Annotated in this window: 22 protein-coding genes, 1 tRNA gene, 3 pseudogenes and 1 other annotated feature; of the genes and pseudogenes, 19 read left to right on the top strand and 7 right to left on the bottom strand. The window is 67.5% G+C overall.

Annotated features, from left to right (window positions below):
• Window positions 1-68 precede the first annotated feature (68 nt).
• The 6 genes and pseudogenes from CAM01S_RS10975 to CAM01S_RS10950 all read left to right on the top strand — a co-directional run bounded on the left by CAM01S_RS10975 (window position 69) and on the right by CAM01S_RS10950 (window position 3,081).
• On the top strand, window positions 69-620 hold the full coding sequence (locus CAM01S_RS10975; protein WP_245631614.1) for a hypothetical protein: 552 nt from the start codon (window positions 69-71) through the stop codon (window positions 618-620).
• Window positions 621-712: 92 nt separating this feature from the next.
• Window positions 713-786 (top strand) — tRNA-Pro (locus CAM01S_RS10970).
• 242 nt (window positions 787-1,028) lie between these two features.
• Complete coding sequence (locus tag CAM01S_RS10965) at window positions 1,029-1,340, top strand: transposase (protein ID WP_066521078.1); 312 nt, start codon at window positions 1,029-1,031, stop codon at window positions 1,338-1,340.
• Window positions 1,341-1,366: 26 nt separating this feature from the next.
• Window positions 1,367-1,639 (top strand): annotated as a pseudogene (locus tag CAM01S_RS15345) (IS3 family transposase); the annotation flags it as partial.
• 15 nt (window positions 1,640-1,654) lie between these two features.
• A pseudogene (locus tag CAM01S_RS15340) lies at window positions 1,655-1,792 on the top strand (IS3-like element ISPfr13 family transposase); the annotation flags it as partial.
• Between the two features lie 51 nt (window positions 1,793-1,843).
• A protein-coding gene (locus CAM01S_RS10950; protein WP_373277704.1) for an IS3 family transposase occupies window positions 1,844-3,081 on the top strand; the annotation gives its coding sequence in 2 pieces (ribosomal slippage) (window positions 1,844-2,123 and window positions 2,123-3,081; 1,239 coding nt in all).
• Window positions 2,122-2,235 (top strand) — a sequence feature (AL1L pseudoknot). Its footprint overlaps the gene before it by 114 nt.
• Window positions 3,082-3,421: 340 nt before the next feature.
• Here CAM01S_RS10950 and CAM01S_RS10945 read toward each other — a convergent pair.
• Window positions 3,422-5,059 (bottom strand): cell wall-binding repeat-containing protein, encoded by a 1,638-nt coding sequence (locus CAM01S_RS10945; protein WP_066521069.1) that lies wholly within the window; start codon window positions 5,057-5,059, stop codon window positions 3,422-3,424.
• Between the two features lie 284 nt (window positions 5,060-5,343).
• On the opposite strand from CAM01S_RS10945, the gene CAM01S_RS10940 reads away from it, so the two are divergent.
• From CAM01S_RS10940 to CAM01S_RS10925, 4 genes are all read left to right on the top strand, one after another.
• Complete coding sequence (locus CAM01S_RS10940) at window positions 5,344-6,135, top strand: hypothetical protein (protein ID WP_066521067.1); 792 nt, start codon at window positions 5,344-5,346, stop codon at window positions 6,133-6,135.
• A 686-nt stretch (window positions 6,136-6,821) separates the two neighbouring features.
• Entirely contained in the window at window positions 6,822-7,892 is a 1,071-nt protein-coding gene (gene adhP / locus CAM01S_RS10935) for an alcohol dehydrogenase AdhP (protein WP_083527955.1), read from the top strand.
• 287 nt (window positions 7,893-8,179) lie between these two features.
• Window positions 8,180-9,190 (top strand): hypothetical protein, encoded by a 1,011-nt coding sequence (locus CAM01S_RS10930; RefSeq protein WP_157071526.1) that lies wholly within the window; start codon window positions 8,180-8,182, stop codon window positions 9,188-9,190.
• Between the two features lie 87 nt (window positions 9,191-9,277).
• Complete coding sequence (locus CAM01S_RS10925; protein ID WP_066521064.1) at window positions 9,278-10,111, top strand: phosphotransferase; 834 nt, start codon at window positions 9,278-9,280, stop codon at window positions 10,109-10,111.
• Window positions 10,112-10,178: 67 nt separating this feature from the next.
• On the opposite strand, the gene CAM01S_RS10920 is transcribed toward CAM01S_RS10925, so the two are convergent.
• Entirely contained in the window at window positions 10,179-10,901 is a 723-nt protein-coding gene (locus CAM01S_RS10920) for an FAD-dependent oxidoreductase (protein WP_169795867.1), read from the bottom strand.
• 288 nt (window positions 10,902-11,189) lie between these two features.
• Here CAM01S_RS10920 and CAM01S_RS10915 point away from each other — a divergent pair.
• The 4 genes and pseudogenes from CAM01S_RS10915 to CAM01S_RS10895 all read left to right on the top strand — a co-directional run.
• Window positions 11,190-11,513 (top strand): annotated as a pseudogene (locus CAM01S_RS10915) (GNAT family acetyltransferase); the annotation flags it as partial.
• Between the two features lie 65 nt (window positions 11,514-11,578).
• Window positions 11,579-12,517 carry an ABC transporter ATP-binding protein gene (locus CAM01S_RS10910; RefSeq protein WP_174520430.1) on the top strand — a complete coding sequence of 313 codons (939 nt, stop codon included), beginning with the start codon at window positions 11,579-11,581 and terminating at the stop codon, window positions 12,515-12,517.
• 703 nt (window positions 12,518-13,220) lie between these two features.
• Window positions 13,221-14,168 carry an efflux permease Rv1217c-related protein gene (locus tag CAM01S_RS15370; protein ID WP_505623016.1) on the top strand — a complete coding sequence of 316 codons (948 nt, stop codon included), beginning with the start codon at window positions 13,221-13,223 and terminating at the stop codon, window positions 14,166-14,168.
• Window positions 14,165-14,620, top strand: a complete 456-nt coding sequence (locus CAM01S_RS10895) for a GbsR/MarR family transcriptional regulator (protein WP_066521048.1) — start codon at window positions 14,165-14,167, stop codon at window positions 14,618-14,620. Before CAM01S_RS15370 ends, CAM01S_RS10895 begins: the two co-directional genes overlap by 4 nt.
• Here CAM01S_RS10895 and CAM01S_RS10890 read toward each other — a convergent pair.
• Genes CAM01S_RS10890 through CAM01S_RS10870 form a run of 5 tightly spaced genes read right to left on the bottom strand, consistent with a single transcriptional unit; the run spans window position 14,550 to window position 18,959 of the window.
• Window positions 14,550-15,071: a DUF4395 domain-containing protein gene (locus CAM01S_RS10890; protein WP_066521042.1), complete on the bottom strand. Its 522-nt coding sequence runs from the start codon at window positions 15,069-15,071 to the stop codon at window positions 14,550-14,552. The genes CAM01S_RS10895 and CAM01S_RS10890 overlap by 71 nt on opposite strands.
• A 3-nt stretch (window positions 15,072-15,074) precedes the next feature.
• Window positions 15,075-15,497, bottom strand: coding sequence for a thioredoxin family protein (locus CAM01S_RS10885; RefSeq protein WP_066521040.1), 423 nt, complete (start codon window positions 15,495-15,497; stop codon window positions 15,075-15,077).
• A gap of 18 nt (window positions 15,498-15,515) precedes the next feature.
• A complete protein-coding gene (locus tag CAM01S_RS10880; RefSeq protein ID WP_066521037.1) occupies window positions 15,516-16,253 on the bottom strand; it encodes a copper homeostasis protein CutC in 738 nt (245 codons plus the stop codon).
• Window positions 16,250-17,767: a M81 family metallopeptidase gene (locus CAM01S_RS10875; protein WP_066521033.1), complete on the bottom strand. Its 1,518-nt coding sequence runs from the start codon at window positions 17,765-17,767 to the stop codon at window positions 16,250-16,252. The genes CAM01S_RS10880 and CAM01S_RS10875 overlap by 4 nt, the downstream gene beginning before the upstream one ends.
• On the bottom strand, window positions 17,760-18,959 hold the full coding sequence (locus CAM01S_RS10870) for an ROK family transcriptional regulator (protein WP_066521030.1): 1,200 nt from the start codon (window positions 18,957-18,959) through the stop codon (window positions 17,760-17,762). The genes CAM01S_RS10875 and CAM01S_RS10870 overlap by 8 nt, the downstream gene beginning before the upstream one ends.
• 210 nt (window positions 18,960-19,169) lie before the next feature.
• Between CAM01S_RS10870 and CAM01S_RS10865 the strand changes: the two genes are divergently transcribed.
• From CAM01S_RS10865 to CAM01S_RS10845, 5 genes are all read left to right on the top strand, one after another.
• On the top strand, window positions 19,170-20,981 hold the full coding sequence (locus tag CAM01S_RS10865; protein ID WP_066521027.1) for a peptide ABC transporter substrate-binding protein: 1,812 nt from the start codon (window positions 19,170-19,172) through the stop codon (window positions 20,979-20,981).
• A gap of 75 nt (window positions 20,982-21,056) precedes the next feature.
• Window positions 21,057-22,016 (top strand): ABC transporter permease, encoded by a 960-nt coding sequence (locus tag CAM01S_RS10860; protein WP_066521272.1) that lies wholly within the window; start codon window positions 21,057-21,059, stop codon window positions 22,014-22,016.
• 16 nt (window positions 22,017-22,032) lie between these two features.
• Window positions 22,033-22,923, top strand: coding sequence for an ABC transporter permease (locus tag CAM01S_RS10855; RefSeq protein ID WP_066521025.1), 891 nt, complete (start codon window positions 22,033-22,035; stop codon window positions 22,921-22,923).
• Window positions 22,924-22,925: 2 nt separating this feature from the next.
• Window positions 22,926-24,638: a dipeptide ABC transporter ATP-binding protein gene (locus CAM01S_RS10850; RefSeq protein WP_066521023.1), complete on the top strand. Its 1,713-nt coding sequence runs from the start codon at window positions 22,926-22,928 to the stop codon at window positions 24,636-24,638.
• The gene (locus CAM01S_RS10845) at window positions 24,635-25,639 is read left to right on the top strand and encodes an ROK family protein (protein ID WP_245631613.1); all 1,005 of its coding nucleotides are present in this window, start codon (window positions 24,635-24,637) and stop codon (window positions 25,637-25,639) included. The genes CAM01S_RS10850 and CAM01S_RS10845 overlap by 4 nt, the downstream gene beginning before the upstream one ends.
• Window positions 25,640-25,719: the final 80 nt, after the last annotated feature.

The following is a 25,719-nucleotide window of genomic DNA, read 5'->3' as shown; positions in this document are numbered from 1 at the left end:
GTTGCGGCGCATCGCATGCGCGATGATGGGTGGGCAGGAGCCTGAATCGTGGAAGGGGCCGCGCACCCGTGGCGGACGTGTTGCATCGAAGCGAACCGACCGGGGTGTCGGCGCTGGCCGATCGACTCTTCCGGGTGCTGCGCATCGACATGCTCGCGGGTGGCAGGCATTGGCGGTATCGCATCGAAGAAGAGATGCGACAGCACCCGTCGACCGCGAGGATCTTCCGTTGGGTTCGCGTATTCCTCGCGATCGAGACACTCGTCGGTATCGCAGCGCTCGTCGTCGCTATCGTGCTTGCCAGGTCCGGAGTCGCCGTGCCGCTCGCGGTATGGCTGCGGGCCACGGTGGTGCTCCTCATCACGCTCTCGCTCTATGTGTTCGCGTGGCGGGCGCAACTCGGCTACTGGTGGGCGTTTTCGAGGCTCCAGCTGTTCAGCGTGATCTTCCCCGCAGTGACGCTCGTCCTCGCATCAATTCCCGGGCTCTACCCGATGTGGATGATCGCCGAGCAGATCATCTTCGCCGGGCTGATGCTCGTGATCGCCGGCTTCCTCCACACGAAGCACATGCGTGCTGCGTACCCCAAGCCGTCACGTGAGCGCCGCCCGGGGCGGTAGATCGGTTCTCACTGAGCGTCCGACCTGGAGGCGCGGGTCCGGTATGCTTGCTTGGTCGCTCTGGTCGAGCGGCACCAGAGCCCCCGGGCTCTCGGGCTGTGGCGCAGCTTGGTAGCGCACTTGACTGGGGGTCAAGGGGTCGCAGGTTCAAATCCTGTCAGCCCGACCGCAGGGGCGTGTTAACAACTGTCTTAAGAACTCTCCGCAAAAGTGAAGGCCCGCTGTCGATGGACGGCGGGCCTTCACTTTTTCAGTGTGGCTGGCGGTCGGGGCGGCTCAGCTGCTGCGTGTTCGGTCGGTTTGGTTGAGCGGGATGGATTTCGACGCGCTTTTGGGCGCGCCGAATCGTTCTGAACCGTCCCCGGTTTGATGCCGCTTCCTTTCGAGCGTGGAAGGAAGATAGAGATCATGCCGAAGAAGATTCCGGAGGAGACCAAGCAGCGGGCGACGCGGCTGGTTCTGGATCATTTGGATGAGTATCCGAACCTGACGGCCGCATGCGAGACGGTCTCGTCACGGTTGGGCATCGGCGCGGAGTCGCTGCGTCGGTGGGTGCGTCAGGCGCAGGTCGATGCCGGTGACCGGGTCGGGGTGACCTCGTCCGAGTCCGAGCGGATCCGCCGGCTCGAGCGGGAGAACCGTGAGCTGCGTGAGGCGAACGCGATCCTGAAGGACGCGGCGGTTTTCTTCGCCGGGGAACTCGACCCCCGACGCCGTTGATCCTCGCGTTCATCGAGGAGCAGCGGATGAAGGGCCCCGCGGTCGGGTCGGTCTGCGACGTTCTGCGATCGCAGGGCGTGCGGGTCGCCGCGCGGACATATCGGGCCTGGAAGCATGCCGGCGCCAGCGACCGGGACCACGCCGATGCGCTGGTCATCGACGCGCTGCTGGAAACGGTGGGGACCCCGGAGAGCATGTATGGGAGACGGAAGATGACGGCGCTGCTGCGTCGCCGCGGCCTGGCCGTCTCGGCCCGGCGGGTGGATCGGTTGATGCGGGAGTTGGGCATGCGCGGGCGCACCCGGGGTCGGGGCGTGCGCACCACGATCCCGGATACGAACGCGACCCGGGCGCCGGACCTGCTGGATCGTGACTTCACGGCGCCCGCGCCGAACCTGCGCTGGGTGGCGGACTTCAGCTATGTGCGCACCTGGGCAGGATTCTGTTACGTGTTGCGCCCCGGGTCTGGTGGAGGCTCCTGATATCCCGAAAGGATGAGGGGCATGCCGAAGTTGAGGAAGTATCCGCCTGAGTTGAAAGAGCGGGCTGTGCGGCTGGTTCTGGCCGCGCGTGATGAGGATGGTGGCCGTCGTGGCGCGTGCACTCGGGTCGGGCAGCAGCTCGGGATCCCGTCGGACACGCTTCGCGGCTGGGTTCAGCGAGCCGAGGTCGATGGCGGTTTGCGGCCGGGCCGCTCCAGCGACGACGCGGAACACATTGCGAACCTTGAACGCGAGGTCCGCGAGTTGCGTCGGGCGAATGCGATTCTTCGGAGCGCGTCGGCTTTCTTCGCGGCGGAGCTCGACCGCCCACACAGCTGATGGTTGATTACATCGACGCGCACAAGGATGCGTTCGGGGTCGAGCCGATCTGCGAGGAACTGCCGATCGCCCCGTCGACGTATTACGCCGCGAAGACCGCCCCGCCGTCCGCGCGGGCGCTCAGCGATGAGCGCGCGTTGACCCAGATCCGCCGGGTCCATGCTGAGAATCTCGGCGTCTACGGGTCCCGAAAGGTGCACGCTCAGCTGCGCCGCGAGGGGCACACGCTCGCACGGTGCACCGTCGAACGGCTGATGCGTCGCGACGGGCTGCGCGGAGTCACTCGAGCCCGCGGCCCGCGCACAACGGTCGCAGGTGATCCTGCCGAGCTGCCCCTGGATCTGGTTGAGCGCGCGTTCACCGCAACACGCCCCGACCAGCTCTGGGTCGCGGACATCACCTACATCCGCACCTTCGCCGGCTGGGTCTACGCGGCGTTCGTGACCGACGTATTTTCTCGACGGGTGGTGGGCTGGCAGCTCTCCACCAACCTGCGCACCGATCTCGCCCTCGACGCCCTAGAAATGGGCATCTGGACCCGGGAACACGACGGCCACGACACCACCGGGCTCACCCATCACAGCGACCGAGGAGTCCAATACCGCGCGATCCGCTACACCGAACGACTCGCCGAAGCCGGCGCGGTCGCGTCTGTGGGCTCCCGCGGCGATAGCTACGACAACGCCCTCGCCGAGGCGTTCAACTCGCTCTTCAAAGCCGAACTCGTCCGTCACCGCGGCCCTTGGAGATCGATCGAGGACCTCGAGTTCGCCGTCGCCGAGTACATCGACTGGTTCAACCATCGACGCCTGCACTCAGCGATCGGAATGATCCCACCCATCGAACACGAACAGCAGCACTACCATTCACACCGAACCCCGGATCGCAACAGCGAACGGGTCACCGCGAGCCTCCGATAAAGCCGGGGCGCAACACACCGCCACGCACGCCCCGGCTACACCCTCGTTTGCGACGAGCCTGATTATGTGCGTTGCATTGGTGCACGCCGCGCCGGATGTTGCACACAGGCGCAGCGTACTCCCCCGCGGCAGCAGTCCCCTTCCCCACCTGATCTTCATAGCGCAACAGGTAATCAGGTCATGGGATAGGTCCGGAATCTCTAGCAGTTCCACCGGTTAGCCCCGGACGAACAGTGACCGCGGCACGCGAAACTCAACGCCGAGTACGGCGAAGACGGTCATCGGGTTGATCCGGGCAAAGCTCTCGCTTCACGGCCGGCTCAGTCCCGAAGGTCGGCCACTATGGGCAGGGCGTGAGGGCCTCGACATCGGCCGACAGAGCTGCGGGACCGCCGATGATAATCACACGTTGCACGTCGTGCTGGCCGAGCGCGGTGAGAGTGCCAGGAGGCACGCAGTCACCGGGCGTGATGTATACGGGCGCTCCAAGGGTGCCCGCGAGCGCCCCGGCCACCAGGCCGTCCGGAAAATTTGTGCCGAGCGCGAAGACTGCGGTGCTGTTACTTGGCTCCTCCGGAAGGTCGACCCATTCGTTGGCTTGCACCGACGTGTCATAACGGTCGGAACCCGCCAACCGTACCGGCTGATCCCAGCCTGTCCTCGGCGTCGCTTTGGCCTCAAGATCGTTGCTGATGTCCTGTTCGATTCCGGCGGACACCGTGTTCGTCCCACCCGCTATGTAGATCACCTTCGAGCCCAGCTTGTCGATCTCCGCCTTGGTTTGCGCGTCGAGGGTCCCTTCGGACCCGTTCACGAGCAGGATCGGGGCTCGTAGCCATGCGGCCGCGCCGCCCGCAGAAAGTGCGTCGGGGAAGTTGTTCCCGGTTGCGACGACAGCGTTGCTGGCGCCGCTGGGATAGGCGAAGTCAGCGATGGCACGTGAGGTCCCGAACCTGTCCGCTCCCGCGAGTCGGATCTCCGTCGACGCTGGGGAGGCCGCTAGCGCTTGAGCAGCGACGGTTGGCGACACCGAAACACTCCCGCCGACGATGACGATCGTTTTTGGAGCCAGACGTTGCAACTCCGAAGCCACCAACCCTGGGAGCGAGTTGGGCTCGGTGAGTAGCAGTGGTCCACCGAGGTGAGCGGCCGCGGGCGCCGCGGCGAGCGCGTCTGGAAAGTTCTGCCCATCAGCGAGGAACGCTACGTTCACGCCCGTTGGGTAGACAGGCCTTCCGTCGAGGGTGAGTGACGAGACGGCTGTGCCGGTGCTGTAGCGATCGGAACCGAACACCCGGGTGGATGTGGGGAGCGCGACGGTCAAGGAGACCTGTGAGTCCTGCCCGGCCATCAACGTCACCGGCTCGGACACGCCGATGACTCCGGAAGGTCCGGTGGCGACAACCCTGTAGGTGCTTCGCCACAGATCCTGGAAGGTCGTCGTGCCGCCTATCCCGCTGAGCGATTGAGGGAGCGCGGCTGACTGCCATTGCCCGTCCGGTTGGAGCCATTCCGCCGAAATCTTCAACTGGGCGGCTGCCGCGCAATCGCCGCAGGTCACGTTAGCGACGAGCGCGGACACGTGGTCCACGACAAAGTTGACGGTAACGCTGGCGCCAGCAGCCACAGTTACCATGGCGTATTGGATGCCGGTGTCCGAGAAGCCCGAAGTCCGCGACGGGGCCTGGAGTTCGTAGAAGCCAGCTGCCAGCCCCGTGATTGTGTAGGTTCCGTCCGCTCCAATCGATCCGTAGAGGGGAGCCGGGGCTTGAGAGGGATCGTCGGTCTGCTGGAACGCAAGAACCTGTTCTCCCGCGGATGACACCACTCCCGCAGACGTGAGCACGGTGCCGCTAATCGTCGCGGTGACGGTGGCTTGAGCCGGCGAAGAACCAGCCGAGGTGGCGAATAGCGCCGCGATCAGGGCGATCACCAATCCAACGATCGGGCGCCCTAGCTTGCTGCGATGAATGATCATGTGGTCCCCCGGCCGCTCGTGATGGAGGCACCGACGCGGATGATGGTTGCGAATTCCATCGCACAGTAGCGCACCTGTGCGGGTTCCGCAGCCCGAAGCGGCGTCCAGGACCGCCGACACCGGCCCGGGCATCGCTCCGATGTACCGTGCGATTCGCAGCGCCAAATGCGTGTGCCGATAAAGCGAAAAAGTTCCCCCAAAAGGGGGAGCCAATCCATGACTCAACCTCAGTAATGTGTGGTTATCTGGCTGAACCCGGAATCGAAGATCGGTAGGAACACAAGATGGTCGCACTCATCGTTCTTTTCTTGCTCGCCGCCGCTGTCGCGGCGTTCGTGCTCGTGCGCCGGCGGAAGCAACAGAAGCTCAATGCGATGTCACCAGCGGAGCGGGAGCTCCATGACGCGCAAGACGAATATGACCTCGCTGTACGCGCCGCGGAACGGAACCTCGCCGCCGAGTTGAAAGCCCGTGACCGGCGCATCAAGCAAGCAACTGCCATGGTGTCTGCAGCTGTAGCTATGGGGAATCGGACGCTCGGGAGCTATCGCGGAAAGGACGGTGCTGTCACCGTCACCGAACGTGTCATCACAACGAGCCAGGGGACGTTCCCGTTAAATCCCAATGTCACCGCAGTCGCCGATACCGCGGGCGGACTCGCAACATCGAGTCGGTCTACCCTCACTCGCATCGCCGCGGGCGGCCTCCTCCTCGGGCCCGCAGGGATGCTGCTGGGTGGCATCGCAAAGAAGTCCAAAGTGCACGACACGCGTGAGCTTTACCTGCTCGTGGAATCACCGAACCAATTCGCCGTGCTTGTCACGTGCGATCCCAACGACGGACAGAAGGTCCGGCAGTTGGCAATGACAATTCGGCAGGCGGCGATAAACTCCACGGTTGCGGCGGAACGTCGCGCTATCGCCGCCGCAGAAGCGCAGCAGAGCCTCGAGCGGGAGCAGATGGACGAAGTAGCAGTGCTGGCCGCGTCCGCGGCGTTGGAAGCGGCGAAGAGCAACACTGGGCGCCTCGCGCAAGCGCAGCTCGCACTTCCAGTAGCTCCACCGTCCGCTGCGTAGTTTTGAAGTGCCGGCAGCGGTCTGCTCGGCACGAGTGCGAGCAGTGCTCTGATTGGGAGCAGTAGCAGAGGCGGCGACCGGTTCACACGGAGGCCTAACGGGTGCTCTAGCTCGACGAGCCGCCTATCTCGGGGTGCCCTCGCATCTCACCATCGGACGTCGCGTTCCACCCGCACCTGAGGCATGCCTTCACCGCTCTATCCTTCTTCGCCGTCTGTCCTGGGTCGCGCCCGACCCTGAATGGGCGCGGTTCGGGTCGGCGCTGAGCCCCGGATGATGCCCAGCGGACCGTGGTTGGGCGGGCGAGAAGGCAACTGGATGCGCCAGAGCATAGGAACACCCCGGCGGCCGGTCATCGGCGCTTCTGCACGCAACGACGGCTGCTGAACAAGCCCCTTTGACGCCACGATCGCGCCACTCCCGCCAACCGGGACGCTGGGAGAGGCCCAATCCTGCTTATCCGGGGACGTGGCCTCGTTCGTTGTTGTAGCGCGCGGCCGGGCACCTTTCGTCGCGATCCGGGCCTCCCGGACGCGCAACGCACCATCCGGCGTCGCGACGCGGACCCAGCCGGGACGTTCGGCCCTCCTCCGCGTCCGTGCACCTCGGGAGGCTGTGGCTGCGAGAGCCGCACCGGGCAACGCGAGCACACAAGCCCGTTGCCCCTGATCAGGAGGGCGCCAGACATGAAGGCAGCAGTAGTCCACGCATTCGGGGAACCATTGACCATGGATGAGCGGGATATCCCCGATCCTGGGCCGGGTGAGATCCTCGTTCGGATCGAGGCGTCCGGGCTCTGTCACACCGATATTCATGCTGCGCACGGTGACTGGCCCGTGAAGCCGACTCTGCCGTTCGTTCCGGGGCACGAGGGAGTCGGGATCATCGAGGCGCTTGGCCGTGGAGTGATGAGTCGTGCTGTCGGAGAGCGCGTGGCGCTCCCGTGGCTCGGATACGCATGCGGACAGTGCCGGTACTGCATCGACGGCCGCGAGACGCTCTGCGAACAGCAGCGCAACACCGGGTACTCGGTCGACGGTGCCTTCGGGCAGTTCGCGCTTGCGCATGCGCGGTTCGCTGTTCCCGTTCCCCCGGGCGTTGACCCCTGGGACGCGGCTCCGCTGACGTGTGCGGGCGTGACGACGTACAAGGCTCTGAAGGTCGCCGCTGTTACGCCATCGGAGACGGTCGCGGTGTTCGGGGTCGGTGGTCTCGGTCACCTCGCCGTTCAATATGCGCGGGTCTTCGGCGCGCGGGTCATCGCCGTGGATGTCGAGCCTGACAAGTTGCAGCTCGCCCGTGACCTCGGTGCGGACATGACCGCGGACGCCTCGTCGGGCGATGCGGACGCGCAGATCCGGGAGTTGGGAGGCGCCGATGTCGCCATCGTGCTGGCTGCATCGTCGACCGTGTTCGAGCAGGCGTTCCGGTCGTTGCGGCGCGGAGGCCGACTTGTATGCGTTGCGCTTCCCGCGGAGGGCATGATGAGCCTCCCGATCTTCGACACGGTTCTGAAAGGGATCTCGATCATCGGCTCGATCGTCGGGACCCGTCAGGATCTCGCGGAGGTGTTCGCGTTGCACGCCGCCGGCCGGACGCGTGTCGTGCTGGAGCGGCGTCCTCTCGACACCGTCAACGACTCCATGGCGGATGTGCTGGCCGGACGCGTTCCGGCGCGCGTCGTGTTCGAGATGCCTCCGATCAACCGAGACGAGCTCGTCGAGATCACGGGCTTTGACGCCGAGGCGGCGCGGTGAGCGAGCGGACATCTGCGTAAGGGGGGGTCGGGTAATCACCACTCCCCGGCGACCCAACCGATTCTCCGCGACGGTCGCGCTGGGAGGCTCTGCGAGCTCGTCTCAGGCCGCGACCCCGTATCCTGGCGACGCACCCGGTTCGCTTCGGCGAGCGCGCGAACGTCGGAACGGCTCGTCACCTCGTCTCCGATGGAGGCGCGTGTTCGGCCTTCGTCTGTCCGCCGGACCCCAGCGCGGTCGCTGAAGCGGGAGTGCGCGTGCGTTGTCGGTGAGGGAAAGGGAAGGCATTGCTCGGCACCCTGACACGGCGACTCACAGCGAGAGGCGCGCCGCTGTATCAGCGATCCCGGCACGTGCTCCGGCTCGTCAAAGACCTTCCACAAGACCGTGCGTGGCATCGACACATCGGATCGATCCTCGTCCACGGGATCGAGACGAGCGGACCGCTCCAATTCAACGCTCGGACTCCGGCGATACCCATCATCATGTGCCTGTGGAATCGTCCCGAGCGTCTCCATCACATCCTGAACATGCTGGACGAGCTCGACAACGAGCGTCCGGTTCAACTGATTCTGTGGAACAACAACCCGAACGACGCCGAGTACTACCACCGCGAAGTCGGGATCTGGCGGCAGAACCACGAGCCGAATCCCGCTCAGGGCGGTACCGGTGCGCTTCGCGCGGTTGACCTGGTCAACAGTCCCAGGAACATCGGGGGACTGGGCAGATTCGTGGTGGCGCGGCTCGTTCGCAACGCGGGGTATGCCGGCCCAGTGATCACGCTGGACGACGATCAGAACGTCAGCACGCGATTTGTTCTCGATCTGCTCAGCGACTGGTCCCACCATTCTGTGATCCCGTGGTGGGGCTTCCGTCTGCACGGGTCCTACTGGCGCCGTTCGGAGATCGGCGCGGGCGATGTTCCCGACCACGCCGGAACCGGAGCGACGATGCTCGATGTCGACATCGTCGCCGACGACCGGTTCTTTGTTCGATTGCCTCGGAGATACGCGTTCCTTGAGGACCAGTGGATGACGTTTGTCGCTCAGCGGCTTGGATGGCGGATCGTCAAGGGAGACACGGAAGTGGAACTCGTCTCGGAGGAGAAGAATCAGTACCACGGACTCAAGCCGCTGAAGGACGTCTTCTATACCTGGCAGCGGACAGTCGGGCCGTGGTGGTTCGCACGGCGCGCTGAGCACGCATCGTGGAACCGGGGAACGCTTCGTTCAGCTCCCGGGCAGAACGAAGCGACGGACGTCGCGTTCGTCGAACCGCGAGCAAGCAACCATCCCTGAACGCGTCAGTTCTGACGACGCCCCACTCTCCCGCGCCGACCCTGCCGGACCGGCTCGTCCGACCCGCATCGATGGCAAGATGACCCAGTGCACTTCCGGGAACTCGACTTGGACGCTGCCGAGATCCCATTGCACGGTGGCGACGTCACCGAGGGACTCGTTCGAAAGGGCGACACGGTTCGCCGCCCGCGGTCCGCATCATCGGAACCGGTCGGCCTGCTGCTCCGAGAACTCGAACGCAGGGGCTTCGATGGCGCTCCTCGGCACCTCGGCACCGATACCCAGGGCCGAGACGTTCTGTCGTTCATCGACGGCGAGGTTGCGATTCGACCGTGGCCGGATTGGGTCGCGGACCCGGAGCGCGCACGCAGCGTCGCGCGACTTCTTCGGCGCTACGACGACGCTGCCGAACACATCGGTGTGCCGGAGTGGTCGCTGACGCTGGCGACCCCGGATCCGGAGGGGGCGCCTCCCAACCGAATCCGGAATCCGACGCTGATCGGCCACTTGGACGTGACGCCGGAGAATGTCGTCTTTCGGGACGGCGCCGCTGTGGCGCTCATCGACTTCGATCTCGCACGGCCCGCAACCAGAGCATGGGAACTTGCGAACGTGCTCCTGTGGTGGGCGCCGTGGATGCCCGCGGAGGACCGTGAGCCGGTTCTTCGCGACGCCGATCCGTTCGAGCGCGGCCGACTCATCGTGGACGCCTACGGGCTGGATGCCGCGGGACGAGCGGAGGTTGTGCCGGTGTCGCAGAACGTCGCAGACCGCTCATGGCACCTCATGCGGCGCCGCGCCCACACCCTCGGGGGAGGGTGGGCACGAATGTGGGACGAGGGGGTCGGCGACCGTATTGTTCGTCGGCAGCGCTGGCTGTCGGAGAACGCATCCGCCTTGTCGGAGGCCGTGGCCGGCTGACGGACGAAATGCCGACCCGCTTCGCGCACGCCCGCGATGAGGTGCCAAGAGAGCAAGGGCGCGACACTCAGCGGTCGTAGCCGGAGAAGTCCTCGTCATGAATGCGGCTGCGCTTCACGTGCGCATCTGAGAGGGCATCGACCGCTGCACGAACCATGCGGGGCGTCCCGACCACGTAATGGTCGTAATCCCGCGGCTCGCCGTGAGTCGACCGGAGCGTCTCGACACTGAGGCGCCGCCGTTCCCCTTGCCATGATTCGTCCCGCGTCATGACCGGAATGATCTCGAAGCCCGGGTTGTCTTCGGCGAGCTTGAGGAGCTCGGCGAGATAGGCCGCCGATGACGCACTTCGATTCAGATAGACGAGTCGCACATCGTGCAACGCATTGCGATGATCCAGCTCACGGAGCATGCTCACGAACGGCGCGATCCCGATGCCTCCGGCGATGAAGGACAGTGGGCGCCGACGCTTCTCCGGCAGGACGAGATCACCTTTGATTCGTTCGATGGTCACGGGATCGCCATCGACCAGCGCGTCGAGCGAGCGCTTGTAACCGCTGTCGCTCGCCCTCGTGGCGATGACGATGCGGTCGGACTCCGACGGCGCGTTTACCATGGAGAATTTCCGGCTGGTCTTGCGATCCTTCCACCGGAGCGTTCCGAGGTCGACCCGACAGTACTGACCAGCTCGGAACTGGACATCGTCCTCCACCAAGAACGTCATCTCGACCGTGTCGACCGCGACGAGCCGACGGCCCCCGAGCCTCGCCGGCACCTTGTCGGGCCTCACCGTGCGGTCCATCCGGTCACTGCATTCGGCACATCGTCTCCGTTTCGATCGGTCGCCACCTTGACGTGCAGTGAGTCTCCCTGCCCATCCACGTTCCCAGCCGCGCCTGGACTTCCTCTGGCGGGTGCAGCGTCGAGTGCCGTCTCCGGTGTTCGTTTCGTCGGAGAAGCCTGGTCACCCGGATACGGTTCCCTCATGCGCATCAGAAGCTTCACCGAGCATGATCGAGCGTCCGTTCTCGAGCTCTGGCGCGCCACTGGCCTGACGCGTCCTTGAAACGATCCGAACGCGGACATTGATCGCGCGATCGCCACGTGGCCGACCCTGTTCCTCATCGCGGAGGAGAGTGCGGCAGTCGTGGGCACGGCGCTCTGCGGCTACGACGGTCACCGCGGCTGGATCTACTACGTCGCTGTCGATACAGCCAATCAACGATCGGGGATCGGAAGGGCACTCATTGACGAGGCCGAGTTCCGACTCCGAGCCCTCGGCTGCCCGAAGGTCATGCTCATGGTTCGTCGTGACAACTCGGCTGCCGGTGACTTCTACGACCGGCTCGGATACACACCGAACGATGTGGCAACGTTCGGCAAGCGCCTCGTCGACGATTGAAATGGAACACCCGCAGTTCATTTAGAAGATTCACAAGTCCGTGAATCACGCGTACGATCGCCGGTATGGACACCGTGATCGCCGCCTCCGGACTGGTCAAGCGCTACGGCCGCGTGCGAGCGCTCGACGGTCTCGACCTCGCGGTGGCGGCGGGGGAGGTGCACGGCTTTCTCGGCCCGAACGGCGCAGGCAAGTCGACAACGATCCGGGTCCTGCTCGGTCTCGTCCGCGCCAACGGAGGTGAGGCGCGCGTGTTCGGTCTCGACCCGTGGGCTGACGCCGTCGCGGTGCACCGCGAGCTCGCCGCCGTTCCGGGCGATGTCGCGCTCTGGCCGAATCTCACTGGCGGCGAGACGATCGAGCTGCTCACGAGCCTCCGGGGCGGAGCCGATCCGCAATTGCGGGATCGGCTCGTTCGCGACTTCGAACTCGATGTGCGAAAGCACGCGCGATCGTATTCGAAGGGCAATCGACAGAAGGTCGCGCTCATCGCAGCGTTTGCACGGCGTGCGCGCCTGTACCTGCTCGATGAGCCGAGCAGCGGACTCGACCCGCTGATGGAAGCCGTGTTCCGCGCGGAGGTCCGCCGCGTTCGCGCCGAAGGTGCGGCCGTGCTGCTCTCCAGCCACGTGCTCAGCGAGGTCGAGGCGCTCGCTGATCGTGTCACGATCATCCGACGGGGACGAGTCGCGGAGCGGGGTGCGCTCGCCGACCTGCGGCACCTCACGAGGAGCAGTGTCACCGTGTCGACAACGGCACCGGTTTCGGTTCTCAGCACGATGGCGGGCGTGCACGACCCGGTCGAGATCGGAGGCTCGCTCCGGTTCTCCGCGGACGCGGCGTCCGTCCCCGCAATCGTCGCGCGTCTGCAGGCGTATCGCGTCGACGCGTTGACCGTCGAACCGCCGTCGCTCGAGGAACTCTTCCTCCGTCAGTACGGCGCCGATGACTCCGCCTCGCGCGCTGACCACGACAGCACCGCTCCCGTCGGACGCCCCCGATGAGCACGGCGATCCACACACCACGTGCGCGCCCCCTCGCAATCCGATCCGGAGGCCCGCTGCGCCTCATCGAGGCCGCCATCCGTCGCGAGTGGGTCCGGACCGCGATCTGGGTGCTCGTCGCCGGCCTTCTGGCCCTCGCAACCGCGGGCGCGGTTCCACAGACGTTCGGGAACCCGACGGCGCGGCGGACGGTGGTGCAACTCGTCACCGCAACGCCGAGCCTCCTGGCCATTCGTGGTGTTCCGGACGGGACGAGCGAGGGCGCCCTCGCGTTCTTCGAGGTCTTCACCTACCTGGCGATCGTGGCTGGACTCATGTCGGTGTTCCTCGTCATCCGACTCACTCGCGGCGATGAGGACACCGGCCGGGCCGAGTTGCTGCTCGCCGCTCCGGTGCACCGGCGCAGCCCGCTCGTCGTCGGACTGATCGTCGCGGCAGCGGCCAATCTCATCCTCGGAGCGCTCGTCGCGGGCGGCTTCGCGCTGGGTGGACTCCCGCTCGTGGGGAGCCTGCTGTCCGGCGCAGCCGCGGCCGCGGTCGGCAGCGCATACGCGGGCGTCGCTGCGCTCGCCGCGCAGATCGCGCCTTCTGCCCGGGCAGCGAACGGGGTTGCGGTCGGTGTGCTTGCGGGAACCTGGGCGCTTCGGGCGATCGGCGATGCCGTGGGCACACGATCGGCGGACGGGTTGCGCACCACCAGTGCGTGGCCGAGTTGGCTGAGCCCCATCGGGTGGGGGCAGCACGTCGCCCCCTTCACTCGCGCATCGGGGTGGCCGATCGTGCTCTGCGTCGCGTTCGCGGTCGTGTGCGCTGCGGCTGCCTGCGGGTGCAGACTCGGCGCGACCTCGGCGCAAGCCTGCTGCGAGAACGGCCTGGTGCGCGCGCTGGACGCGTTCGCTCGTCGCTCGCGTTGGCCTGGAGGCTGCACCGCGTCTCCCTGCTCGCCTGGGCGATCGGGGCGGCCCTGCTCGGCGTGTTCGCGGGGAGCCTCGGCGGAACGGCCGTATCGGCGCTCCAGAGCTCCCCATCCGTCGCTCGGCTCGTCGCTACCCTCGTGCCGGGAGGGCAGGGCGCGCTCCTCGACCTCTTCGTCGCAGCGATGCTCGGCATCGGTTCGGTGCTCGGCGCCGCCGCCGGCATCGGTGCGCTGAGCCGAGCCGCCGACGACGACCGGGCGGGGCGCTCGGAGCTGCTTCTCGCGGCCCCCGTGAGTCGGGTGCGGCAGTTCGGGGAGTGGCTTGCGCTCGGACTGGTCGCGGCGGCGCTCGTCGATCTCGTCGCCGGCGCAGTCGGCGCAGCGTGCTTTGCCGCCGGTGGGCAGCCCCGGTTCTGGTCCACGATCGAGGCCGGTGCCGCTCAGATCCCGGCCTCAGTGGCGGTCGTTGCCGTCGCGGCCCTGCTCAGTGCGGTGCTTCCGCGTGCGAGCGGCTGGCTCTCGTGGACGATCCTCGTGACTGCAGTGGTGCTCGGTCAGTTCGGAGGCGTCCTGCAGATTCCGGAGTGGGCGCGGCAGGTCAGCCCGTTCAGCCACACGCCGGGGGTTCCGGCCGCACACGTGGACTGGTCCGGTGCGTGGTGGCTCGTCGCCGTGACGATCGCGGTGGGTATGGTGGCGCTCGTGCTCGCCCGACGTCAGGACACCGCCCGATGACCCCGGAGTCGAACCGCCTCGTGGACGCGTTCGCGGACGCCGGATTCCCGCGCATGCCAGCCGCCGCCCTCGTCGCCGTCCTCACGAGCGCGGAGTCCCGGCTCACCGCCGCCGAGCTCGCCGAAGCGCTCGACGTCAGCCCCGCGGCGGTATCCGGCGCCGTGCGGTATCTGCAGACCGTCGGCATGATGCGACGGCAACGCGCCGCCGCGGGAGATCGGCGGTTCGTCTACGAGCTGCCCGAGCATGCCTGGTACGCGGCGTCCGTCAACAATCAGGCGCTGTACGAGCGGCTCGCCTCCGTCGCGGAGACGACCGCCGCCTCCATCCAGGAATCCGCGGCACGCGAGCGGGTCCTCGACATGGCCGGGTTCTTCCGCTTCATTCAGCGGCGGATTCCGGAGCTCCTCGAGGAGTGGAATGCGCAGCGCTCGCCGAGTCCCGAGACCTGATCACGCCAACGCGCAACAGCCACACGTACAGAAGGCATCCGATGCAGATGTCGAACACGCTGTTCAGCACTGCCGCAACGAGCGCGAGTGCGGCGCCGATCGGCGCCGCCGCTGGAATGCCGACGAGCGCGAGCAAGACGCCGAGCGCCGTGATCACAAAGCCGACGCGCTGCGCGAACGTGGGTGCTGCCGGATCCTCGAGCGCGGTGGGCGGATCGAGCCGCGGTCGGATGACGCGGCGGAACAGCGCGCCGTAGGGGTGCCGGGTGATTCCCGCGAAGCCACCCCAGGCGAACAGCAGTGCGATGAGCGCCAGCAGCAGCACGCCCGCTGGCTCCGCTCCCGCGGTCAGCGTCAGGACGAGGGCGATCGCGAGGAGCACCGACGTGATGCTCGCACCGAAGCGCGGCGAGCGCGGGTCGATACCCGCAGCGCTGGAACCGTTCGACATGGATCACTCCTCGTTCAGGACAGCGTGCAGGGCGGCGACGAGCTCGGGTTCGCGGGGAACGCCGCTGATCTGCGTGCGAACCGCGTTCCGTCGGTCGACCACGAGCACGGTCGGGGTTTGACGGACGTCGAATCGTCCGATGAGATGCCGGTGTTCCTCGAGATCGATCTCCAGTCGCCGGACGCCGGGATGCTCGGCGGCCAACCGATCGAGGCGGCGAGCCGTCGACGGGCACCGCGCGCAGGTCGGGGTCGAGAACTGGATCAGGGTTGCCCGCTCGCCGAACGCATCGGGAGCCGCGAGGTCGGCGACGGTGCCCGCGCTCGAAGCGCGGGCACGACCGCCACGGGTGCGCAGGATCAGCCCGAGTAGGACGGTCACTGCCAGCACGCCGGCGAGGACCGCCACTGCGACGCCACCACTCATGGGGGCGAGGGTACGGGGTTACTCCGACAAGTGGGCGGAAGATGTCGGACCATGACGACCGCTCCGCTCCAGCGCCGCCCGCGAAGCCGCGACGATCTGCGGGTCGAGCGCCCAATGGTCGCGCTCCCGCCGCTTCGCGGACAGGTGCACGGCGCTGACCCCGGCGTCGACGATCGCGGGGATCGCAGACACGGTCACACCGCCTCCTGCCATCACGCCGATGGGACCAGCGGCGCTCACCATGCGGTGCAGCACCGCGAGCGCCTCGCCGGCCGCTGGAGCGCCACCCGACGTCAGGATGCGATCCGGCGCGATGGCGGAGGCAGCGAGGGCCGCTGCGCAGCGGATCGGGTCGGCGCTGACGTCCACCGCGCGGTGGATCGTCACCGTGACGTCGGTGCGGATCGCACGGGCCGCCGCGGCCATCCTGGCGATCACGTCGAGGTCGAGCAGGCCGTCGTCGCCGAGCGCCCCGATCACCACCCCGGCCGCGCCGGCTGCGGTCACCGATGCAGCCTCGCCGCACATCAGGTCGACCTCGTCCGCGTCGAAGACGAAGTCCCCGGGGCGGCACCGGACGAGCACGTGCGTCTCCGCACCGGTGGCGAGCGTCGCCTCCAGCAGGGCTTGCGACGGTGTGACGCCGCCGACCTCGAGCGCGCTGCACAGCTCGACGCGGTCGGCCCCTGCCCGGATCGCGGCCGCAGCGGCCGAGGCGGACGTGACCGCAGCCTCCAGAAGCGGGCGACCGATCACTCGTCGGGCCCGGTCAGCGGCTCGTTGGACGGCGCGATGAATCGTGCATGCAGGTCCGGGTCGAAGTCGGGCGCGTCGAACGGCAGCATCGGCCGACGGATGCGGTCGTGGCCGAGCCGCACGAGATCCTGGTCGACGCCGCCCGGGGTGAGCGCCATCATCCATCCGGCCGCCATGTCGTAGAGCTCCGGCTCCAGGTAGCCGATCTTGACGACCACGATGTCCGCGTTCCGGGGGTCGAGCCCCAGGCCCGTGAAGTCACGCTCGAGGTGGTAGGGCTTGCGCAACTTCGTGACGATGATTCGGACCCCGCCGACCCGGATGACAACTTCGATCTCGGCATCGCGGTCGCCGTGACGGATTCCATCGACCACCCCGGTGAAGGTCACCGGACCCTCGTGCACGTCATCGACGGCGGCGCCGGCGGTGACCGTGACCGTCGCGCCGACGCCCGCTTCGACGGCGGTAGCTACCGCGTCCGGTCCCGGGATGGAGGCGTAGATCGCCACCCGCTGCGTGTCCAGCACCCGCGGGTCCTCGAGGAGTCGCGCGAGCGTCCACGTCACATCGCCCGCGCCGCCGGCGGTCGGGTTGTCGCCGCTGTCGCTGATGAAGTACGGACGCTTGTCGGATTCGATCGCCGCGTCGAGCGTCTCCGCCAGCGATCCGACCGGGGCGACGAAGTCGAACGCGGGGCCTGCCTCCCAGAACGCGCGGGCGAGCCGTTCCGCCTGCGCGCCGACGGCTGCCTCGTCGTCGCCCGTGACCACCGCGACCGCGCGATTCCGCGGCTCGTCGGCCCAGGCGTAGCCGACCCAGATCGCCGCGTCGAGCACGCCCGGCTGCGCGGCGGCATCGGACACTTGCGCATATACGCTCTTCGCCGGCTCGATCCGCGTCGACGTCTTCTCGCCCGGGAGCAGGACCGGAATCGGCACCCACGCCTTCAGCGGTCGCCCGGCTCCGTTCTGGAGGCGCTCAACCAGGTTCCGAACGCCGCGTTCCTTGGTCTCCTCCGCGTCCTCATGCGGAGCCATGCGGTAGCACGTGATGAGGTCGCTCTGGTGCGCCAGCTCCCGGCTGACGTTGCCGTGCAGGTCCATCGTCGTCGAGATGAGCACGTCGGGCCCGACGGCCTCCCTGATCCGGCGGAGGAGGACCGCCTCAGCATCCGCAAGGCCCTCGACCGTCATCGCGCCATGGATGTCGTACCAGAGTCCGTCGAGGGGCGGCATCGCGCGGAGGCGCTCGACGATCTCGTCGGAGAGCGTCGCGAACGCGGCTGCGGTCGCGGTGCCGCCAGGGAGCGCCTTGCCGACGAGCGCCGGATGCCAGTCCGCCGCACGCCGCAGCTCGGTGCCCTCGCCGAGGAACGCGGCATACCGGTCGAAGATCTCGCTGCCGCGCATCGGGTGGAACGCGGGGGCTTCCGTGCGCGCGGGGGAGAACGTGCTCGCCTCGATCCCGAGTCCGGCGATCGCGATCAGCGGGCGGCGACGAGTGGTGTCAGACATGGACTTCCTTCCGGAGACGCGCCACCGGGGCGACTGGCGTGCGGGGGAGCGACTCGAGCGTCGCGGCGAGGGATTGCTGCAATGCCTGCAGCCCGGCACCGACGAGCCCGGCATCGGCGCCGAGGCTGGTCGGCTCGATGCGCAGGTCGCGCGTGAGCAGGGGATGACAGCCCTTGTAGAGCTGGCCACGGACCGCGGCGACGAACGGCTCGAGGGTGGAGAGGATGCCGCCGAGTAACACGGTGTCCGGGTTGAAGAAGTTCACGTTCGCGCTGAGCACTTCGCCGAGGTATGAGCCCGCCTGGCGCGCGGCCTGATTCGCGACCGGATCGCCGGACTCGACCAACGCGACCACGTCCTCCGTCGTCGAGACGGATCGACCGCTCTCGCGGAGGATCCGTTGCAGCGCCGCGCCGGATGCCACGGTCTCCAAACAGCCGGTGTTCCCGCACGCGCATGGAATGTCGCCCGCGGCGAGGACGCGAACGTGCGTGATGTCGCCGGCCGCCCCACCAGCACCGAGGTAGAGCCGTCCGTCGAGCATGATCCCGGCGCCGATCGCCGTGCCCGCCTTCACCGTGATCGAGTACTGCCGCTCGCCTTGATGGGCGGCGTCCTCACCGAAGGCCATCATGTTCGCGTCGTTCCCGATCGCTGCGGTCACGCCGAGGCGATCGGCGAGACGCTCGCGGATCGGGTACCGGTGCCAACCGGGCATCCGGGAGGGGCTGTCCACGCAGCCCGCCTCGACGTCGACCGGGCCGGGAAGGGAAAGACCCGCTGCGGACAGCTTGCCCGGCGTCGCATCGACCAGGCGCGCGAACTCGTCGACGAGGAGGTCGAGACAGGCCTCGGGGCCGGCTGCGAGATCGAGCGGAACGGTGCTGAGGCGCTCCCGCGCTCCGCCGCCGCGCACGATTCCGATCCGTGCATGGTGGCCGCCGAGATCGGCTGCCACCGCGAACTCGTCCCGGTGCCCGACGCGCAGGACCTTCCGTGGGCGCCCTCCCGTCGACGATTGCTGGCCCTCCTCGGTGACAAGCCCTCGCGCAATGAGCTGCTGCACCGCGAGCGACACGCTGCTTGCCGGGGCGCCGAGCTGCTGGCCGAGCTCGGTTCGCGTCGTCGCCTGACCTCCGGCGACGAGCGCGAGCACCCGTCCGGCCAAGGACTCGTGAGTTTTTTCTGCCATGGGTTTCGTAATTCCAGCCCGGTTGATGAGGTGGGTCGATGGAAGCCTAACCGTGCTTCCAAGCCCCGGAGTTTCGCCAAAACTGGCGTAATCAAGTTTTTACAACATGCTCTTACTTTCTTCGTTCATCTGCCCTTAACTGTTGCCCACGGCGTCCCCGTCGCCGTCACCAGCCGACTCCCCCTCGGTCGCACTCTCTGAAGGAGAACGATGTTTCCTGCACGCTCAGCAGCGCGCCGCACCGTCGCCGTGCTCGCCACGGCGGCGGCTGCCGCCCTCCTGCTCGCCGGATGCTCCGGCGGCGGGTCCTCGCAGTCCGGATCGGGCGGCAAGGATTCGATCAATTACGCGCTCCCGCCGAACTTCACACCGAACTGGATCCTCCCGGTCGGCGCCCCCGGCAAGCTCAACACGAACAACGGCTCGATCGCGGCCGCGCTGTGGGAGCCGCTCGTCGCATACGACGGGTCGACCGGCACCGTCGGATGGCACAAAGACGCCAGCGTCGCGAGCAATGTGACGTTCAACTCCGCAGGCACCGAGGCGACGATCACGCTCGCGAAGCGCCAGTGGAGCGACGGCAAGCCCGTCACCAGCCGCGATGTCGAGTTCTGGTACAACCTCGTGAAGGCGAACAAGGCCAACTGGGGCAACTACAACAAGGGGCAGGCGCCGGACAACTGGACCAAGCTCACCGTCGTCGACGACACGCACTTCACGATCACGTTCGACAAGGCGTACAACACGCAGTGGATGCTGGCGAACGAACTGAGCCTCATCACCCCGATGCCCCAGCACGCCTGGGACAAGACGAGCGCGAGCGGCAGTGTCGGCAACGCCGATGAGACGGCAGCGGGCGCGGTGCAGGTCTGGAAGTTCCTCAATCAGCAGGCTGGCCAGATTTCGAGCTACGCGACGAACCCGCTGTGGAAGGTCGTCGACGGCCCCTACACCGTCAGCAAGTTCACGACCTCCGGCAACGTCACACTGAGCGCGAACAGCAAGTACGACGGCGGTGAGAAGGCGAAGATCGCGACGGTGAACCTGATGCCGTTCACGTCGGCCGACGCCGAGGAGAACGCGGTCCGAAGCGGTCAGGTCGACTACGGCTATATCCAGCCCACGTCACTCGACCAGAAGGCATCGTTCACAGCGAAGGGATACACGGTCGACCCGTGGACCGGATGGGCGATCACCTACTTCCCGTACAACTTCAACAACCCGACCATGGGTCCGGTGTTCAAGCAGATGTACGCCCGGCAGGCAATTCAGGAGTCGGTCGACCAGAAGGGGCTTGTCAGCGCGATCTTCCACGGGACCGCGACCGCCGGCTACGGGCCGATCCCGCAGTCGACGAAGTCCGACTTCCTCTCGCCGACGCAGGCGAACAACCCGTATCCGTTCTCGAACACGGCCGCCAAGAAGCTCCTCACCGATCACGGGTGGACCGCCGGATCCGACGGCATCATGGTCTGCCAGAATGCGGGCAGCGGTGCCAACCAATGCGGTACCGGCGTGCCCGCCGGGACGAAGTTCACGATGCAGGTCCTCGCGCAGTCGGGGTCGAGCGTCACGGACAACGAGATGAGCGCATTGCAGTCCGAGTTCAAGAGCAGCGGCATCGGCTTCACCATCAAGCAAGCCCCGGTCAACACGGTGCTCTCGCAGACCCCGCAGTGCACCTCGGATCAGTCGATCTGCCAGTGGCAGCTGTCGTACTTCGGCACCGCGGGCAGCTGGTACTTCGCGGCCTACCCGACCGGTGACTCGCTGTTCCAGACCGGCGGCGGTGCGAACTTCGGCAACTACAGCAACCCCGAGGCGGACTCGCTCATCACCGCGACGACGCAGTCGAACAGCTCGACCGCGATCAAGAGCTACAGCGCGACCCTTGCCAAGCAACTCCCGGTGATCTGGCTGCCGGAGCCCGACTACCAGATCTCCGTCATCAAGAAGGGCCTCACTGCTCCGCAGGACCCGATGGCCAACTTCCACCCGGCCCGCTGGAGCTGGGGCCAGTAGCCGCTCCTGATGGACCGGACGCCGCACGGCGTCCGGTCCATCAGCCGCATCGTCCCACCGCGACCAAGGACGCCCGTGACCACAACGCTCTACCTCCTCCGACGACTGCTGCAGGCGGCGATCGTCGTCTTCATCGTCACCATCGTGGTGTTCGCCCTGCTCCACTCGCTGCCCGGCGGCCCCGCACGCGGGGTGCTCGGCATCCATGCCACAGCGCAGCAGATCGCACAGTTCAACCGGCAGCAAGGACTCGACAAGCCGCTACCGGTGCAGTACTTCATCTACCTCGGGCAGATCCTCCGCGGCGACCTCGGCAACTCGTTCACATTGAACGAGCCGGTGTCGCAGCTCATCGTGCAGCGGCTGCCGAAGACCCTCGTCCTGACGCTCGCGCAGGCGGTCCTCGCGCTCATCATCGCGATCCCGGTCGGCATGTGGCAGGCGCGGAAGCGCAACAGTCCGGCCGACTACGTGATCACGACCGTGAGCCTCGTTCTGTACTCGACGCCCGTGTTCTTCCTCGGCCTCGTCCTCATCGCGGTGTTCACGCAGATCGTGCCGCTGTTCCCGTCCCAGGCGCCGAATGGCGACACGCTCGCGCAGGTGTTCAGTGATCCGGCCGGACTGGTCCTGCCGATCGTGACGGGTGCAGCCGCGATGGTCGCGGTCTTCAGCCGATTCATGCGCTCCGCGACGCTCGACAACCTCGACGAGGACTTCGTCCGGACTGCGCGTGCAGGAGGAGCCTCCACGAACGCGGTGCTCGTCCGCCATGTGTTCCGCAACTCGCTCACGCCGGTCGTCGCGATGCTCGGCTACTACGTCCCCGTGCTGTTCGGCGGTTCGCTCGTCGTCGAGCAGCTCTTCAACTACCCCGGCATGGGGCTGTTGTTCTGGAACGCCGCGCAGAGCTCGGATTTCCCGGTGCTGCTCGGCTGCGTCCTCGTGATCGCCGTCGCGACCGTCTGCGGCACGCTGCTCGCCGACATTCTGCAGACGCTCATCGACCCCCGCGTGAAGACTACGCGCTCGTAAGGCAGGAACCGACCCCATGTCCAGCACCATCCTCACGGCGCCACCCGAGGTCGACCCGATTGCGCCGCCATCGTCCCGCGGCATCGCTTGGCGCCGATTCCGCCGGAATCGTCTCGCGGTCGTCGGCCTCGGAATCGTCGTCTTCTTCGTCCTGTTCTGCTTCGTCGGCCCGCTGATCTATCACACGGCGCAGACGAGCACGAACCTCAAAGCGATCAACCTCGCTCCGAGCGGCGCGCATCCGCTCGGAACGGACGCCGTGGGGCACGACGAACTCGGTCGGCTCATGTACGGCGGAACGGTCTCGCTCACGGTCGGGATCGCCGCGGGGCTGCTCGCGATCGTGATCGGCATGGTGTGGGGTTCTGTCGCCGGGTACGTCGGCGGCTGGGTCGACACCGTGATGATGCGCATCGTCGACGCGGGGATCGCGATCCCGGCCTTGTTCATCCTGCTCGTCATCTCGGCGATCTCGACGCCGCATGTCCCGGGACTCATCGTGATCCTCGGATTCGTGTCCTGGCTGGTGCCGTCGCGACTCGTTCGAGCGGAGACGCTCACCCTGAAGCACCGGGACTACATCCTGACCCTGCGCGCCTTCGGAGGTGGTCATGCTCGGGCGATCGGTCGGCACATCCTGCCGAACAGCGTCAGCACGATCGTCGTATCCGCGACGTTCCAGATCGCCGATGCGATCCTCCTGGTCGCCTATGTGAGCTACCTCGGGCTCGGCGTACAGGCCCCGCAGACGGACTGGGGCGGCATGCTCAGTCAGGGCCTCGACGCGGCGTACTCGGGTCGCTGGTGGCTCATCGTGCCGCCGGGGGTCGCGATCATCCTGGTGGTCTACGCATTCAACGCGATCGGCGATGGCCTTCGCGACGCATTCGCGATTCGGGGGCGGTAGTCATGGCAACGTCGAAGAGTGTCCTGTCGATCGACGGGCTCACGGTGGGGTTCCAAACCGATACGGGCCTGGTGGAGGCAGTGCGCGGAGCGACGCTCAGTGTCGCGGCGGGGGAGACACTCGCGCTCGTCGGCGAGTCTGGCTCGGGCAAGAGCACCGTCGCCCTCGCAGCGCTCGGTCTGCTCGGGAGCACCGCAGTGCTCGGCGGATCCGTCTCGCTCGCAGGCGAGGCGATGCTCGGCCTGGACGACCGACAGCTCGCAGCGCTCCGCGGCAACGTCGTGTCGATGGTGTTCCAAGAGCCGGCGACGGCACTCGACCCGCTCATGCGCATCGGTGATCAGATCGCCGAGGTGATCCGGAACCACAGCGACACGAGTGTCGCCGACGCGCGGGCGCGCGCCGTGGAGTTGCTCGGTCACGTGGGCCTGCCCGATCCGGAGGCGCGGATCCGGTCGTTCCCGTTCCAACTGTCCGGCGGCCAGCGCCAGCGCGTCGTCATCGCGATGGCGATCGCGAACCGCCCGAAGCTGCTCGTCGCCGACGAGCCGACGACCGCGCTCGATGTCACCGTGCAGGCGGAGATCCTCGACCTGCTCCGGAGGCTCGCGACCGAGAACGACATGGCGGTCCTGCTCGTGACCCACAACATGGGCGTCGTCGCGGACTTCGCCGATCGAGTCGCCGTCATGAATGCGGGCGAAATCGTCGAGAGCGGTCCGGTGGACGAGGTCCTCCTGCGCCCGCAGCACGACTACACGCGTACGCTGCTCGCCGCAGTGCCGCGCCTTTCGATCAGTGAACGACCGCTCGCCCCAGCGTCGCCAGCGGAGGCCTCGTCCGGAGAGGGCCTCGCTCGGGAGCATGCGGTGGGGGAGCAGACGCTGGCGAGTCGACAGGATCTCGCGGTCACCGCCTCCGGTGTGGATGTCACGTTCGGACGCGGCACCCGCGCCGTACGGGCGCTGCAGCAGGTCGATCTCGATGTTGCGAACGGCGAGACGGTCGGCCTCGTCGGTGAGTCGGGAAGCGGCAAGTCGACGATCGCGCGCGTCGTGCTCGGGCTCATCACGCCGGGTTCCGGCGAGGTGCGGGTGTTCGGGGAGGACGTGCACCGGACCCGCGGCCGGGCGCTCCGACGGCTCCGCGCCGGAATCGGCGTGGTCCTGCAGGACCCGGTCGCCTCGCTCGATGCTCGACTCAGCGTCGCGGAGTGCGTCGCCGAGCCGCTCCTGGTCCAGGAGAAGGGCGTTGGCCGCGCCGAACGGCGGCGTCGGGTCGCCGCGGCACTCGAGGCAGTCCGACTTCCAGCGGCGGTGATGGACCGCGCTCCGCGTGAGCTCTCCGGCGGGCAGCGGCAGCGTGTGAGCCTGGCGCGCGCGCTGGTGCTGAACCCGCGCCTCCTGGTCGCCGACGAACCCACGAGCGCGCTGGACGTCAGTGTCCAGCGGACCGTGCTCGAGGTGATCGCCGAGCTGCAGCAGGAGCTGGGGTTCGCGTGCATCTTCGTGTCGCACGACCTCGCTGTCGTGCAGGAGTTCGCGGGCCGGGTCGTCGTGATGCGGAACGGTCGCGTTGTGGAAACCGGCCCCACCGCGGTCACGCTGTCGCACCCAGACACCGACTACACACGGCGGCTGCTCGCCGCTGTTCCGGTTCCGGACCCGGTCGTGCAACGGGCTCGGCGCGAGCAAGCCACGGCGGTGACCGCGTGACCGCTGCCGACCGCGTGACCGCTGCCGACCGCGTGCCCGGTCCGGCCGGTCACGCGAGCGGCGGGCCCGACGCGACGGAGGCCCGCTCCGGACCAGTCATCGCGGGCGTCGACATCGGCGGAACCGCAACACAGGTCATCCTGTGCACGCCCGACTTCGAGATCGTCGGTCGGGCGGCTGCGCCGACGCCGCGCGGTGGTGACGCAATGATCGACGTGACGCTGCGGATGATCGGTGGTCTCCTCGCGGCACGCGGTGGGGAACAGGGCGGCGAGCTGCTCGGTGTCGGGATCGGCGCTGCGGGTGTCGTCGACGCCGTCGCGGGCAACGTGCTCGTCGCGAGCGACACGTTCCACGAGTGGGCCGGGTACGAGGTGACCCGCACCGTCACGGCGCGCACCGGCGTCCCCGCGTTCCTCGAGAACGACGTCAATGCCTTCCTGACCGGCGAGATCGCGGCCGGGGCGATCCGAGGGGAGCGTGATGCGCTCGCGATCATGCTCGGCACCGGCGTCGGCGGTGCACTGTGGACCGACGGGCGTCTGTTCGCCGGCTCGCACGGCGCTGCGGGAGAGATCGGACACATGCCGGGTTTCGGTGATCTGGTGTGCAGTTGCGGCCGTCATGGGCACCTCGAGACCCTTGCCGCCGGCCGGCAGATGGAGTTGCGGTATCAGGAGGCCGGCGGTGAGCGGCTCTCGGGCGTCGCGATCGCGGAACGCGCCGCCGCAGGGGAGGCCCGTGCGGCCGCAGTGTTCCGGACCGCGGGCCGGGCCGTGGGACAGGCGATCGCGGCCGCCTCAGCGCTCGTCGATGTCACCACGGTCGTCATCGGCGGCGGGGTCTCGCGCGCCTGGAATCTGCTCGCGCCAGCGATGCACGAATACCTGACGGACGAACCACCCGTGAGCGGACTGCCGATCCGGATCGAGCACAGCACGCTCGGGAAGGATGCGGTGGCCGTTGGTGCTGCCAGTCGGGTGCGGGCTGAGCTGGGATAGCCGAAGCCGCTCCATATTGCGCACAACGCGCAGCAGTCTGCGTGAATCGCGCAATAATTGTCGACGCCCCTCCCGCGAAG

Source organism: Curtobacterium ammoniigenes NBRC 101786 (genome assembly GCF_001571045.1).
GTDB classification, from domain to species: Bacteria; Actinomycetota; Actinomycetes; order Actinomycetales; family Microbacteriaceae; genus Curtobacterium; species Curtobacterium ammoniigenes.
This window is presented reverse-complemented; position numbering and strand designations above follow the sequence as displayed.

What these genes read in the sequence shown, in the direction of transcription:
- CAM01S_RS10965 (WP_066521078.1), top strand. Translation starts at nt 1,029, where the DNA reads ATGCCGAAGAAGATTCCGGAGGAGACCAAGCAGCGGGCGACGCGGCTG.
- CAM01S_RS10945 (WP_066521069.1), bottom strand. Translation starts at nt 5,059, where the DNA reads ATGATCATTCATCGCAGCAAGCTAGGGCGCCCGATCGTTGGATTGGTG.
- CAM01S_RS10940 (WP_066521067.1), top strand. Translation starts at nt 5,344, where the DNA reads ATGGTCGCACTCATCGTTCTTTTCTTGCTCGCCGCCGCTGTCGCGGCG.
- adhP (WP_083527955.1), top strand. Translation starts at nt 6,822, where the DNA reads ATGAAGGCAGCAGTAGTCCACGCATTCGGGGAACCATTGACCATGGAT.
- CAM01S_RS10910 (WP_174520430.1), top strand. Translation starts at nt 11,579, where the DNA reads ATGGACACCGTGATCGCCGCCTCCGGACTGGTCAAGCGCTACGGCCGC.
- CAM01S_RS10895 (WP_066521048.1), top strand. Translation starts at nt 14,165, where the DNA reads ATGACCCCGGAGTCGAACCGCCTCGTGGACGCGTTCGCGGACGCCGGA.
- CAM01S_RS10890 (WP_066521042.1), bottom strand. Translation starts at nt 15,071, where the DNA reads ATGTCGAACGGTTCCAGCGCTGCGGGTATCGACCCGCGCTCGCCGCGC.
- CAM01S_RS10885 (WP_066521040.1), bottom strand. Translation starts at nt 15,497, where the DNA reads ATGAGTGGTGGCGTCGCAGTGGCGGTCCTCGCCGGCGTGCTGGCAGTG.
- CAM01S_RS10875 (WP_066521033.1), bottom strand. Translation starts at nt 17,767, where the DNA reads ATGTCTGACACCACTCGTCGCCGCCCGCTGATCGCGATCGCCGGACTC.
- CAM01S_RS10870 (WP_066521030.1), bottom strand. Translation starts at nt 18,959, where the DNA reads ATGGCAGAAAAAACTCACGAGTCCTTGGCCGGACGGGTGCTCGCGCTC.
- CAM01S_RS10865 (WP_066521027.1), top strand. Translation starts at nt 19,170, where the DNA reads ATGTTTCCTGCACGCTCAGCAGCGCGCCGCACCGTCGCCGTGCTCGCC.
- CAM01S_RS10855 (WP_066521025.1), top strand. Translation starts at nt 22,033, where the DNA reads ATGTCCAGCACCATCCTCACGGCGCCACCCGAGGTCGACCCGATTGCG.
- CAM01S_RS10850 (WP_066521023.1), top strand. Translation starts at nt 22,926, where the DNA reads ATGGCAACGTCGAAGAGTGTCCTGTCGATCGACGGGCTCACGGTGGGG.